Consider the following 13,644-nt stretch of genomic DNA (forward strand, 5'->3'; position numbering starts at 1 on the left):
TCTTTTAAGACGCGCCAAGGTCGCTGTAACATTTTGAATTGCTGCATGTTTTTCGCCTTAAATCGAATACGATTTAAGGAAACATGCAGTAGGTTCAGAGCGCAAGGAATGGTCTGCGGCGACGATGGCGGATCGGAGGCGGGCGCGGGTCAGGATCGGCACGATTGTCGCCACGTGTTGCATTCCAAGCCGTGTCAGGTTTAGCTTATATGGCCGCACCGGGACTTGGGGGGAATGCAGATGACCCGTCGCAGGAAACTTCATGCATTGCTGAGCGTTCTGGCGGCCGTGCTGGTTGCCTATCTGCTGGTCAGCTACTTCCTGCTGCCGGAACTCTGGATTTTTCGCGACCGGAGCCGGGTCGACGATGTCAGCTCCATGGTCACCACCACCGAGCAGGATATCCCCGGCGACCCGATCAATGTCGGGCTCGTCGGCTCCAGGGAGCAGATAATCCGCGCCTTCGCCGCGGCCGGCTGGGATCCGGCCGACAAGATCACGCTGCGCTCCTCGGTCGATATCGGCTTGAGCGTGGTGCTCGATCGGCCGGATCTTGATGCGCCGGTCAGCCCTTTGTTCTTCGAGGGCCGGAAACAGGATCTGGCGTTCGAAAAGCCTGTCGGTAACAGCGCCGACGAGCGCAACCACGTGCGCTTCTGGCTGAGCAAACAAACCGGTGCGGATGGCAGGCCGCTCTGGCTCGCTTCGGCAAGTTTCGACCGCGGCGTCGGCTTCAGTCACGACACCGGGCAGATCACCCACCATATCGGCCCGGATCTGGACGCCGAGAGAAACCTGGTGATCGCCGACCTGCAAAAGGCCGGGCAGGTCTCGTCGACCTATGACATCCCCGGTATCGGTGCCACCAAGACCGGCCGCAACGGCGGCGGCGATCCCTATTATACCGATGGCAAGGCGCTGGTTGGCGTGCTGAAGTAAGCGACAACCGCCACCGGCGTTCAAAGTGCGGCGCTACAGCGCCGCGCGTCTATTTAGACGCGCAAAGGTCGCTGTAACACTTTGAGTTGCTGCATGATTTTGCCCTTAAATCGATTCCGATTTAAGGAATTATGCCGGAGGTGGCAGAACGATAACGCAACCTTCGAAGGCGGCGCCGCGATCCTTGGCATTCATCGGTCATGTCGGTTGTTGCCGTTACCGTTGCCTGCGGCAACGATTGCCTTTGCCCGCCGGGAACGTCAAAGTTCCCTTTCCAGCTGCCGAGAAGACTTGCAGAACGCGCAGAATGCAGCGGGGGGATGGGAGCGGTATCCATGAGCGCGATCCTGATTGCCGTTGCCGCCTTTCTCTGCCTGAGCGTGGCGGCGCTCGGTATGATGCATCTCTATCCAAAGCTGCCGGCCCGCCATCGCGACGAGGATACCAACACCGTCGTGCGGCTCGTCGCCAATATCTTCGTGGTCATGGCGTCGCTGGTCTTCGGCCTGATGATCAATTCGGCCAAGAACACATTCGAGGGCATCGACGACAACGTGCATTCCTTCGCCATCAACCTGATCCTGCTCGACCGCACCCTCAGGACCTACGGCCTCGCCGGCAACGATGCTCGGCAATATCTGATCGCCTATGTCGAAGGCGCGATCGCCAACCCCGAGCGCGTCAACGACGCACTGCACGAGGCGCGTAATGCCGGTCAGCAACGGCTTGACACCATCGGCAACAGCCTGGCGGCCATCCAGCCCGCCGACAGCTTGCATGAATCCATGCTGGCGGACGCGCGCCAGCATTACAACCGCATCGTCGAACAGCGCTGGACGATCGTCGAGCAATCGGAGGGCGCGATCCCGATGCCTGTCATCGGCATGCTGATCGCCTGGATGGCACTGATCTTCGCCAGCTTCGGCTACCGCGCCCCGCAAAATGCCGTGGTCGTTTCCATGTTCGTGGTTTCAGCGATGTTCATCGCCGCCTCTGTCTATGTCGTGCTCGACATGGACATTCCGTTCACCGGCGCGATCCAGATTTCCGATGCGCCGCTGCATCGGGCGCTGGCGGAGATGAAGGTGTAGCGCACAGCGGCGATGGGCGCGGATGTGCACCGCTTCCGGAGGTGAAGCTTGTGCGATGCCGAGCAATTTGGCCTGCGGTCGGCGGTCTATGATGTCCTAGGTCCCGGTGCGCCGGAAGGTCTTTGACGACACCGGCTGCGACCCGCAGCTCGCCGAACCACGCGACCTCAAGGGCCTGATGATGCTGGAGGCGCTGGTCAACGGCTTCATCCCTAGCGAGTACGAACCCGGCAGCTTCGATCCCGTTGCCACCATGCGCCGCAAGCTCTCCGACGATATCGTCAAGAGCCGGTTCCACATCCTCGAGCTGGAACGCCACCGCGTCCGGGTGCGCAAACACCTCGACCGCCTCGACCGCCTCGGCCGCCGACCGGAGACCGACGTGCTTGGCTCGATGCTGCGCGCTCGCTCACGCTCGATCGCCGAGGCGATCAAGCCACCGAGGAGCAGATCAAGGCAATCGAACAGGCGTATGAAATGCTGGAGGGCTATTCCTACGAGCTGGAGGTGCTCGAGGCGAAAGGGCACGCGGCGGAGTAGGCGGCGCGCAACACTAGTACCGATGAGGCCACCCTCCGGCGCATGCTCCACCCTCATCCCCGTATCGGTCACTGGCCTTCAGCCGACACGCGTCGGCACCACGATAGAGTTTGGTCCAGCCTGCCGCCGTCTTGGCATCGTGTCCGGAGCGGAGGCCTCTGCGCGCCGCAGACGTGGCGCTACTGGAATTTTGCTACAAGCGCAGAATGAGGGAAGGAGGTCGCTGAGGGGGTGGGGCGGACGAAGTATCCTTGACACACGGACGAACTGGCGCGCCGCGCTACCCGTGTGCACAAACACTTCGATCCGCTGGCCGGAAACAGAGATCCTCGGCCGCACGATACGCGTTCGCACGCAGTCGATCGCTCAGGGATCAAGAATGTTGAGGAGCAGATCAGAAGCAAGAGCAGGCCTATGAGGTTGCGGAGAAATGCCTCTCTGAGTTGTGTAAGTGCTGGAGGTAAAGGCTTACGTGGCGGAGTTGGACGGGCGTTGCTCGCAGCATGTCCAGAGGCCTGCTTCGTGAACGTGGTACTTTGGCGAAACCTTAGTGTTGGTATGATCTTGCATATGCCCTTGCTCTCATTGAGCTTATTGTGGATCTGCCGATTGCAAGCTGTGAATTTAGCGACCTCAACTCTTGTTTGTTTTTGTTTCGATGGTAGCTTGTTGCCACTCTTAGCTGAGTGTGGTTGCGAGACACTCTATGCCGGGCGATTGGCCAGGCTGTACTCGATTGAACGATTTTGGGCGCCGACTTCGAATCATTTTGTCGGCCCCGGTCGTTGCCTCGGAGCCGACAAAATGATTCGAAGTCGGACGCTTAAGTAAGAGAATTGGAATGGATCATCCCCTGCGCAGCAAGAAACTAAAGCCGCTGCGCGGGCGGGTGATCTCCCTATTTCAGAGTGGGTTTCTTATCCAACGAACGAGCAACATAGTCTTCGTTTGTGGCGGAAACAGTCCAGACAATATGCGTCGAAAATTTCAGGACATCTTTAGCAGTCTTTTGCCTGACTTTGAGTTCTTCGAACCTGAATTTGCGATGCGCAATTACTTCGGCCTGGGGGACGAGCGACCTTTCGATATATCGGAGTTTGAAGAGCTTATCGGTGAACTATCTCATTCAATTGTTCTCTTCCCTGAGGCGCCGGGTTCATTCGCTGAGGCAGGATATTTTGGGGCAATAGATAGTTTAGCAAAAAAAACGATTCTAGCGATCGACTTGAATAGACAAAAGAATGATAGTTTCATATCGCTTGGCCCAGCAAAGAAGATTGCCGACATTTCTTTCTTTCAGCCAAATATACAACTTAATTACAATGAGCCTGACTTTTCTTTGATCTCGCAGAGAATTTTGGAGCGAAGACCCCTGAAAAAATCCAAGGGGGCATTCGTTATTAAGCCATTTAACCAGACATCAACGTTTGAATTGTTCGCGCTTATTCACCAGATTGTCTCGCTTCTGCGGATCGCTACGGCAGCCGATGTCGAGTTCTTCGTCAACTCGGTCTACAAAAGCCACATCAATCCATCAAAGGTGAAGAAAGTGATCTCAATGCTTGTGGGATCTAGGAGATTGATGGAAGTTGGTGGCTTTGATCATCTACGTGCGTGCGAGGACCGTGCATCGTTCTTATCCGTGCGAGAGGGCTTCCAAACCTCGCATGATGTCCTCTCAGTTGATATCGCCACCGCAATGCTGGAAGCGGATGCAGATTTCCTTGCTGTTTTGGGGGCATAACTGATGCTAGTGGAATTGCTCGTTAGAGCCTCAAAGATTAGCGAAGCTAAACTGACCAGCTTGGCGGCTACTGCGAGCAACAGGTACAAAGTGTACGAGATCCCAAAGCGGTCGGGCGGGAAAAGAACGATCGAACATCCAAGCAAGGAACTAAAAGCCATTCAGCGGTGGATTGCAAAGGCTGTATTTGCTCGCTTCCCAATCCATTCTGGAGCCACTGCATATCGCCAGGGGTTTGGAATTCGCGAGAACGCTGAGAGGCACAGACAAAGCAAGTTTACAAATCGCTACGATTTCTCCAATTTCTTTCCATCGTTTACGCAAGCTGAGGTGCAGAATTTCTTACGTTCGCGATCGGCGGCGGTCGGTTTGGTGCTTACAGAGAAAGATATTGGGTTCGTTGGTAATATTGTTTGCCGCAACGGGCGATTGACGATCGGATCGCCAACTTCACCCATCATCACCAATACGATGATGTTCGATTTTGACGTCACCCTCGACAATTTTTGTGCTGAACGTGGTCTGATCTTTACAAGGTATGCGGATGATATGTTTGTGTCATCCAATAAGGAGGGGCAACTTTTTTCTGTAGAAGATGGAATACATCTTGCGATGAATAGTATTCCTAATCTTAATCTTGAGGTTAATCACAAAAAAACAGCCCTTCTTTCCAAGAAGTATCTGCGCCGTGTGACTGGTGTTGTGATAACTTCGGATCATCGATTGTCAATTGGACGGCACCGAAAACGCGAAATTAAGGCGCTAATTCATAAATGGCGGACCGGCACTCTAGAGGTTGAGAAATTGCATTACATGCGTGGACTGGTGGCCTTCGCTAGAGATGTCGAACCGAACTTTGAGCAGCGACTAAGGTTGAAGTACGGAGACCAAGCAATCGATGAGATAGTTCACTCTTCTGATCTTAGTATTGTGTTTGATAAGAATACTTGAATCTGCTTCAGTAGTCTAATTCATATTCATTGTCGCTATTGTTTCCTGAATAACGCTATGGATTAATATTTCCATATTTAGCGTCAGGATCTCGCGTGTCGCTGGCGGTGACGGGGCCTTTTATTTCTGACGTCCTGCGAGTTTGAGGTGTGTTGCACGACGCCTGGATAAACTGGGATCAGTTTGACCGCATCAGGATCGCGAAAGTTACCTTCCCGGTCGGCCCGTCTTGCCCTTGGTCCGCCCCTTCTGCCGCTTCTCGTCGACCGGTTCCTCGTAAGAGCCGACGCCTGGTTTGGCGCGGATGAGGGGCTTGTCGGGTACCTTGCCGATCACCGGCTTTTCGGTGCGGCCGACGGTCATTTCGTCGAGGCTGTTCTTGCGGAAGAGGCTTTGGCCCTCGGCATCCCTGCGGCCGGCCGGGGTTGCAACGTCGCGGCCCATTTCGTCAAGTGACGGTTTCTGGAACAAAGATTTTTCGTCGGCGGTGATGGATCCTCGGGTCGAGCCCGAGGATGACGGAGAAGCGGACGCCTGACCGTTCTTGGATACCGCTTCTTTCTTCCGTCCGGTTCCGCCCTCAATCGCCTTTGCCTCTTCCCTTGCCATCGGGTCGTCCATGGCGGCGAGTTCGGCGGCCTTCAGGCGCTTGATTTCGTCGCGCAGGCGGGCGGCCTTTTCGAAGTCGAGGTCGGCGGCGGCGTCGCGCATCTGCTTTTCCAGCGCATTGAGGTGCGCCTGCAGGTTGTTGCCGACGAGGTGGCCGCCGTCGGCAAAACCCTTGCCGGCGACGCCGGAGATGTCGGCGCGCACGTGGTCCTTCTCGTAGACCGAGTCGAGGATGTCGGAGATCTTTGCCTTCACCGATTCCGGGGTGATGCCGTTGGCCTCGTTAAAGGCCATCTGCTTTTCGCGGCGGCGGCTGGTCTCGTCCATGGCGCGCTGCATCGAGCCGGTGATCTGGTCGGCATAGAGGATGACCTTGCCGTCGACGTTGCGCGCGGCGCGGCCGATGGTCTGCACCAACGAGGTTTCCGAACGCAAAAAGCCTTCCTTGTCGGCGTCGAGAATGGCGACGAAGCCGCATTCGGGAATGTCGAGACCTTCGCGCAGGAGGTTGATGCCGACGAGCACGTCGAAAGCACCCAAACGAAGATCGCGGATGATCTCGATGCGCTCCAACGTGTCGATGTCGGAGTGCATGTAGCGCACGCGAATGCCCTGTTCGTGCAGGTATTCGGTCAGATCCTCGGCCATGCGCTTGGTGAGTACCGTTACCAGCGTGCGGTAGCCGGCAGCGGCCGTCTCGCGGATTTCGCCCAAGACGTCGTCGACCTGAGTCTTTGCCGAGCGCACTTCCACCGGCGGGTCGATCAGGCCGGTCGGGCGGATGACCTGTTCGGCAAAGACGCCGCCGGACTGCTCCAGTTCCCAGCCGCCGGGGGTTGCCGAAACGGCGATCGTGTCCGGGCGCATGGCGTCCCATTCCTCGAAGCGCAGCGGCCGGTTGTCCATGCACGAGGGCAGGCGGAAGCCGTATTCGGCCAGCGTCGCCTTGCGGCGGAAGTCGCCGCGATACATGCCGCCGATCTGGCTGACGGAGACGTGGCTTTCGTCGATGAACAGCAGCGCGTTGTCGGGGATGTATTCGAACAGCGTCGGCGGCGGCTCACCGGGATTGCGGCCGGTGAGGTAGCGCGAATAGTTCTCGATGCCGGCGCAGGAGCCGGTGGCCTCCAGCATCTCGATATCATAGCGGGTGCGCTGCTCCAGCCGCTGGGCTTCGAGCAGGCGTCCGCCCTTTTCCAGCTCGGCCAGCCGGTGCTTCAGTTCTTCCTTGATCGCCTTGATGGCGCCGTTCAGCGTCGGGCGCGGGGTGACATAGTGCGAGTTGGCGTAGATTTTCACCGACTTCAGGTCGCCGGTCTTCTGGCCGGTCAAGGGATCGAACTCGGTGATAGCGTCGATCTCATCGCCGAACATGGAGATGCGCCAGGCGGCATCCTCCAGGTGGGCCGGGAAAATCTCGATGGTATCGCCGCGCACGCGAAACGAGCCGCGCTGGAAATCCATGTCGCGGCGCTTGTATTGCTGTGCCACCAGATCGGCCAGCAGCTGGCGCTGGTCGAGCGTGTCGCCGACATTCATCTGGAAGGTCATGGCGGTATAGGTCTCGACCGAGCCGATACCGTAGATGCAGGAGACCGAGGCGACGATGATGCAGTCGTCGCGCTCGAGCAGCGAGCGCGTGGCCGAGTGGCGCATGCGGTCGATCTGCTCGTTGATCGACGATTCCTTCTCGATGAAGGTATCGGAGCGCGGCACGTAGGCTTCCGGCTGGTAGTAGTCGTAATAAGAGACGAAGTACTCGACCGCGTTGTCGGGGAAGAAGTTCTTGAACTCGGAATAGAGCTGGGCGGCCAGCGTCTTGTTGGGCGCGAGGATGACGGCGGGGCGCTGCGTCGCCTCGATCACCTTGGCCATGGTGAAGGTCTTGCCGGAGCCGGTGACGCCGAGCAGCACCTGGCTGCGCTCGCCGGAGGACAGGCCCTCGACGAGATCGGCGATCGCCGTCGGCTGGTCGCCGGCGGGCTCGTAGTCGGAGACCATGCGGATCTCGATGCCGCCTTCGGATTTCGGCGGCCGGGCAGGGCGGTGCGGCGTCCAGAGCTTGCCGTCCTTGAACAGCGGATTGCCGCTCTCGATCAGCGCCGACAGCGCCTCCACCGTGGCGGTGACGCCCGAAGTGGACAGCTTGTCGGCATCCTCCAGCGACACGTCGAGGCCAGCGACCGGGTTGAGGCCGGCCGCGGCGCGCGTCTTCGGGTCGGTCGTGCCGCCCATCGAGGTGCCCCGAGCAGATTTGGAAGCCGCGATCTCCACCTTCTTGCGGTGCTTGCCGGCCTTGGAGGCAACCTCGCGCTGGCTCTCGAAGGCAGAGGCCTCGGCATCCGCTTCAAGCTGTTTCACCCAATCGGAGACATTGCCTGACAGCGGCGTTCCGGACAGCGGCGCCTGCGGGGCTTCCTCGAAGCCGCCGGGCACTGTGCTTTTGCTGGGGGGATTTTTTGCAGACTTCTTCGGATCCTTGGCCATGGCGGGAATATGGACAGAGTCATTGCGAAAATAAAGAGGGAATGAGTACAAAAGGGAAACGAAATGTCCGGATTTTCGCCGGTGGCGAGGGCCGGCTTATTGCATTTTGGTTGGCCAATGGCGCGCGGTCGCCGATGGGACCGATTTGTCCGTCGTTTTCACATCTAAGGGTGGCGTTGATTGGCCACTGCGAGTTCCGGTTGCTAGCCGCTTACCTCGAATGGGCGAGCAGACACCCGGCCGAACAGCATGATAATAGTAATAATAATAGAGGTTTGGAGGGGACCATGTCGTGTTTGCGTGGTGCCGCCCTTATCGCTTTTCGTGCCATGCTCCTTTGCCCTGCCTCGAGCTTTGCGGCCGAACCTGTCGGCCAGGCAGTCTCGATCAGGACCGAGGTGTCCGGCGCGCGCGGTCCGCTGGCGGTCAGGGACCCGGTCTACCGGGACGAACGGATCCGGACGTCAAAGTCCGGCCTCGGCCAGTTCGTCTTTCAGGACGGCACCAAGCTCGCCGTCGGCTGGGGCTCGTCGGTTGTGATCGATCAATTCGTCTACGACGGCAGCAAGTCGGTGAAAAAGCTGACGATCATGGCCGCCAAGGGCACTTTTCGCTGGGTCAGCGGCAAATCGAACCATTCCGCCTATGAAATCGTCACGCCCGCCGGCACGATCGGCGTGCGCGGTACGGCCTTCGATTTCTATGTCGGCCGCGACGGCACGACTGCGGTCGTGCTGCTCAACGGCGCGGCCAGCTTCTGCGGTGCCGGCGGTTGCCGGCAGTTGACGCGGCGCTGCGACTGTGTCGTTGCCACACCCGGCGGCGGGGTCAGCCAAGCGGCGCGCGTCAGCCAGCGCACGCTGCGCAGCCTTGGCAATAGCCAGGCCCTGCCTTTCCTTTCCGGCGGTCAGAGGCTTTCCGGCACGATAAGCGCGGTCGGCGCTGGCTGCGGGCTGCAGGCCGCGGTTCGCGACGATCTAGAGCGTCCGCCGGCGCGGATCGTGCCGGAGCAGGCGCCGATCGTGCGCGAGGAGCCCAAGCCGGAAAAACCCCGACCGGAAAAGCCGCATCATGAGAAACCCCACCATGACAAACCGGATCGCGACAAACCCGACCACGACAAGCCGGATCGGGACAAGGAGCACGAGCATCACGACAGGGACCATGAGGACCGCGACGATGATCATGACGCCTCCGGCGGCGACAACGGGTACGGTGGCGGCGATGACGATGGCAGGAACGGTGGAGACCGCGCCGATCGCAACGGAAACAACGATCGCCATGGTGGACGTGACCGCGATCGAAGCGATCACGACAACGACGACGATTGATCGCTATTCGGCGATGCGGCTGGCCTGATCGGCGGGGATATCGATGAAATGTTCGGAGCGGCGGGTGATCCTGCCATAGAACGGCACGAGGCCGGGCGTGATCGCCGCCGCCTTGAGCTTTGCCGCATTGGCAAGGCTGCGGCTGGTCGAGGCGCGTGCACGCAGGTTTTCGACCAGTCTCGAATGCAGCCGCTGCAGTTCGCCGAAGTCGGGCGAAGAGGCGACGCCTTCGTCGCCGACGACGGCAAAGAGCCGGGTTCGTGTCGTCTTTCCCTTCAGCCCCAGGGCGCCTGCTTCCAGCAGCGCGCAACCGGGCAGGGCCTGCGCCGTCGCCTCTGACACGAGAACGTCGAAGCTCACCTCCTTGCAAGCTGCCTCAATGCGGGCGGCGATGTTGACGGTATCGCCGACAGCCGAATAGTTGAAGCGCGTCTCGGCACCCATATTGCCGACGCAAGCGATCCCCGTATGAATCCCGATGCCGATGCCGATATCCTGCGCCGCACCGAATCCGAAGGCATCGTCGGCATTGAGCCGCGCCAGGGTCTCGCGCATGCCGAGCGCTGCCCGCAGCGCCTTTCGCGGATGGTTGGCGACGTCGACCGGCGCGTTCCAGAAGGCCATGATCGAATCGCCGATGAACTTGTCGAGGGTGCCCTCGTTGGCAATGACGTGCCGGCTCAGGGCGTCGAGCAGCGTGTTGAGAAAGGCAACGACATCGGTCGGCGCCATGCGCTCGCTGATCTCGGTGAAGTTGCGCACGTCGACGAACATGACGGTGAGTTCGCGATCGTCGCCGCCGAGCCTCAGGGCGTTGCGGTTGTGCTCGATGCGGTAGAGCAGAGAAGGCGAGAGGTAGCGGCCGAAGGCCTGGCGGACCTCGCGGCGCTCGCGGTCGGTGACCAGGAAGCGGAAGGCGGTCGCGGAGAAGTGGGTGATCGACGCCGCAAGGATCGGTGCCAGCGGGTCGAAGAGCAGGCCCGCATAGGAGAACGCGACCCAGGAGGCGACCAGCCCCAGCGCCGTGATCGCCAGACCGCAGGCGAGCGCCATTACCGGGCTGACGAAGGTCGTCAGCAGCACGAGCAGGCAGCCGGCAATCGCGATCGCCAGGATTTCCAGGCCATTTGCCCAGTCCGGGCGCGAGAGGTAGCGGCCGGAGAGGATCTGCTCGACGATCTGGGCGTGCAGCGAGACGCCGGGCACGTTCTGGCCGAGCGCCGTCGTGCGCACGTCCTGCAGGCCGGCGGCAGAGGTGCCGATGAACACGATGCTGCCCGCGATCGCCGCACTGACATCGGGGGATATGTCATCGTCTTCGAGAATGCGCCGGGCGGAGACATAGCGCTCGGTCGTATCGGGACTGACATAGAGCCAGAGTTCGCCGGAGGCGGTCAGCGGCACGACGAAATCGCCGATCTTGGCGGCTGTCAGCGTATCCGGCAGATCGGGCGCACCGGCAAGGACATAGGTCGAAGCGCCTTGCGCCACGCGCAGTGCCTCCATTGCGAGGCTGGGGTAGAGTTGCTGACCGTCGCTCAGAAACAGGGGTGCCGCGCGTACGACAGCCGAGGAACCGCCGGGGTTGAGACTGATATGGCCGAGGCCGGCGGCATTGCTCTCCAGTTGCGGCCGCAGCGGCGTGGCCGCCCGGATGCGCGGCGGCGCACCGATCGGGCTTTCGCCGGTGAACGCGAATCCGGCCTTGACCGGTGGTAGGTAGCTTCCGTCGTTGGTCAGCCCAAAGCCGAGGACGACGGGCTTTTCCACGATCGACGTGGCAAAGACCTCGTCATTGTCGGGCAGGCGCTCGAGCAGCGACTGGTCGAGTTCGGGGACGTCGCGCAATACGCTGCGCGGCGACAGCCGGTCCGGTTCGGCAAACAGGATGTCGAAAGCGATCGCCGAGGCGCCCATCTCCGCGAGCCTGTCGGTGAGCTTTGCCAGTCGGTCTCGCGGCCAGGGCCATTGTCCGAAGGCGCGCAGCGAGGCCTCGTCGATATCGACGACCTTGACCGGCATCGCCTCGTAGGCGCGTGGCGACAGCCGTTGATATTCATCGAAGGTGACGTCGCGCGCCTGCCTCAGAAGCTGCGGGTCGCTGGCGCGCAGCAACGTGAGGACCAAAACGATAGCCAGACCGATCACGACACCAAGCGGTTGCGCACGTGTCATGGCGCCTCACGGAACGGCAGGCAGGCCCGCCTTGCGCAGACCGTCGGTGAAATGCGTGTAATCGGCGGGATCGACGTAGGCCGTGAAGATCTGCCAGTAGCGTGGAAGATCCAGCGGGGCGTTGGCGACTGCTTCGTCGATGAGCTTGCCGGCATCCGCCGTGCGTCCAAGCTGGCCGAGACAGGCGAGCACCACCACCAGATTGAAATAGGTGCGCCGCAATAGCAGCCCGCGTTCGGCATGGTGCTGCGCCTCCTCGTAATTGCCGAGATGATAGTGGGCAAGCGCGAGCCGATTGAGGAAGAGATAGGTCAGCGGATCGTGCGGGCTCAACCGCAAGGCCTTGTGCAATGGATCGAGCGCCTCGGCGAAGCGGCCGATGAATATGCGGGCCCAGCCGAGTGCCATATAGGCCAGTGCGAGATTGGGGTTGATGTCGATTGCCTGCTGCGCTTCGGCAACAGCGGCATGCGGGCGGTGGGCCGCAAAATTGGCAAGGCACATGACGTAATGCGAGTAAGGATCCCGGTCTTCGAGCGCGATGGCGCGCTCGGCTGCGACGAGCAGTTCGGTGCTGTCGCGGTCGATATCGTCGCTGAAACCGAAGAAACATCGGGCGTACAGCGAACGCGCGAGCATCATGTGGGCGCGGCCGAAGTCCGGATCGAGCGCGATGGCGCGGCGATGCCAGTCGATCGCCTCGGAAAAATGCGCGGCCGTGTCCTGGGCATTGTGCAGCAGCGTGCCGCGCATATGGCATTCGTAGGCGTCGAGGTTTTCGGTGCCGCGCAACAGCGCGCGGCGGTTTTCACCGATGAGGATTTCCGGTTCGATGGCGGCGACCACGTGCTGGGTGAGTTCGTCCTGGATGGCGAAGATGTCAGCCACCTCGCGATCGAAGCGCTGCGCCCAGAGATGCACGCCGGTCTCGGCCTCGATCAGCTGCCCGGTGACACGCACGCGGCTTCCCGACCGGCGCACACTGCCCTCGACGATATAGCGCACGCCGAGATCACGGCCGATCTGCTTCACGTCCATTGCATGCCCCTTGTAGGCGAAGGATGAGTTGCGGGCGATGACGAAGAACCAGCGACAGAGCGAGAGCCCGGTGATGATGTCCTCGGTCAGCCCGTCGGCAAAGTAGTCCTGGCCCGGATCGTCCGACATGTTGACGAACGGGAGGACGGCGATCGACGGCTTGTTCGGCAGACGGAGCGGCATGCCGGGCAGATCGGGTACCGTCGGATCTTCGCGCCAGTCGACGCTGTGCACCAGCACCGGCCGCGGCATGTTTTTGAGCGTCTGCTCGCCGAGCTTGACCATGGGGAAGTCGAGCTTGCCTTCGATCTGGTCATGCAGGGTTCCGGAAATGCAGACGCCGGCCGGTCGTGCCACCTGCTGCAGCCGTGCCGCGACGTTGACGCCGTCGCCCAAAAGGTTCGTGCCCTCGACCACGACGTCACCGAGATTGATGCCGATGCGGAACTCCATGCGTTTCTCCGGCGCCAGATCGGCATTGCGACGTTGCAGAGCGCGCTGGATGGCAACGGCGGCGCGTACCCCCTGGACGGCGCTGTGGAATTCGGCGACGACGCTGTCGCCGGCAGTGCTGAAAATGCGGCCGCCATGCTCGGCGACGAGGTCGCCGATCGTGGCGCAATAGGTGCCGAGCGTCGCAAGCGTACCTTCCTCGTCGGTCGCGACGAGGCGACTATAGCCAGCGACATCGGCGGCGAGGATGACTGCGAGCTTCCGTTCCAAGGGGGCAAGTCCCTCC

Annotated in this window: 8 protein-coding genes and 1 pseudogene; 6 read left to right on the plus strand and 3 right to left on the minus strand. The window is 60.6% G+C overall.

The window, feature by feature from the left end; translation table 11 throughout:
- Positions 1 to 240: 240 nt before the first annotated feature.
- The 5 genes and pseudogenes from BC363_RS25435 (at position 241) to BC363_RS25455 (ending at position 5,265) form a co-directional block, all read left to right on the plus strand.
- Positions 241 to 939: an LssY C-terminal domain-containing protein gene (locus tag BC363_RS25435; RefSeq protein ID WP_083223368.1), complete on the plus strand. Its 699-nt coding sequence runs from the start codon at positions 241 to 243 to the stop codon at positions 937 to 939.
- A 335-nt stretch (positions 940 to 1,274) separates the two neighbouring features.
- The gene (locus BC363_RS25440) at positions 1,275 to 2,030 is read left to right on the plus strand and encodes a DUF4239 domain-containing protein (RefSeq protein ID WP_065779921.1); all 756 of its coding nucleotides are present in this window, start codon (positions 1,275 to 1,277) and stop codon (positions 2,028 to 2,030) included.
- A 54-nt stretch (positions 2,031 to 2,084) separates the two neighbouring features.
- Positions 2,085 to 2,570: pseudogene (locus BC363_RS33830) on the plus strand (molecular chaperone DnaJ); the annotation flags it as partial.
- An 841-nt stretch (positions 2,571 to 3,411) separates the two neighbouring features.
- Positions 3,412 to 4,314, plus strand: coding sequence for a retron St85 family effector protein (locus BC363_RS25450; RefSeq protein ID WP_065779925.1), 903 nt, complete (start codon positions 3,412 to 3,414; stop codon positions 4,312 to 4,314).
- 3 nt (positions 4,315 to 4,317) lie between these two features.
- Positions 4,318 to 5,265 carry a retron St85 family RNA-directed DNA polymerase gene (locus BC363_RS25455; RefSeq protein WP_083223369.1) on the plus strand — a complete coding sequence of 316 codons (948 nt, stop codon included), beginning with the start codon at positions 4,318 to 4,320 and terminating at the stop codon, positions 5,263 to 5,265.
- A 207-nt stretch (positions 5,266 to 5,472) separates the two neighbouring features.
- Here BC363_RS25455 and uvrB read toward each other — a convergent pair whose 3' ends face one another.
- Positions 5,473 to 8,361 carry an excinuclease ABC subunit UvrB gene (uvrB, locus tag BC363_RS25460; RefSeq protein ID WP_065779927.1) on the minus strand — a complete coding sequence of 963 codons (2,889 nt, stop codon included), beginning with the start codon at positions 8,359 to 8,361 and terminating at the stop codon, positions 5,473 to 5,475.
- A 329-nt stretch (positions 8,362 to 8,690) separates the two neighbouring features.
- On the opposite strand from uvrB, the gene BC363_RS25465 reads away from it, so the two are divergent.
- On the plus strand, positions 8,691 to 9,692 hold the full coding sequence (locus BC363_RS25465; protein WP_065780337.1) for a FecR domain-containing protein: 1,002 nt from the start codon (positions 8,691 to 8,693) through the stop codon (positions 9,690 to 9,692).
- A 3-nt stretch (positions 9,693 to 9,695) separates the two neighbouring features.
- Here the strand turns inward: BC363_RS25465 and BC363_RS25470 are convergent, their stop codons facing one another.
- Together BC363_RS25470 and BC363_RS25475 are read right to left on the minus strand one after the other, a co-directional pair.
- The gene (locus BC363_RS25470) at positions 9,696 to 11,867 is read right to left on the minus strand and encodes an adenylate/guanylate cyclase domain-containing protein (protein WP_065779929.1); all 2,172 of its coding nucleotides are present in this window, start codon (positions 11,865 to 11,867) and stop codon (positions 9,696 to 9,698) included.
- Positions 11,868 to 11,873: 6 nt separating this feature from the next.
- The gene (locus BC363_RS25475) at positions 11,874 to 13,628 is read right to left on the minus strand and encodes an adenylate/guanylate cyclase domain-containing protein (RefSeq protein ID WP_065779932.1); all 1,755 of its coding nucleotides are present in this window, start codon (positions 13,626 to 13,628) and stop codon (positions 11,874 to 11,876) included.
- Between the last annotated feature and the right edge of the window lie 16 nt (positions 13,629 to 13,644).

It is taken from the genome of Ensifer sp. LC384 (assembly GCF_001695865.1).
Lineage (GTDB): Bacteria > Pseudomonadota > Alphaproteobacteria > Rhizobiales > Rhizobiaceae > Ensifer.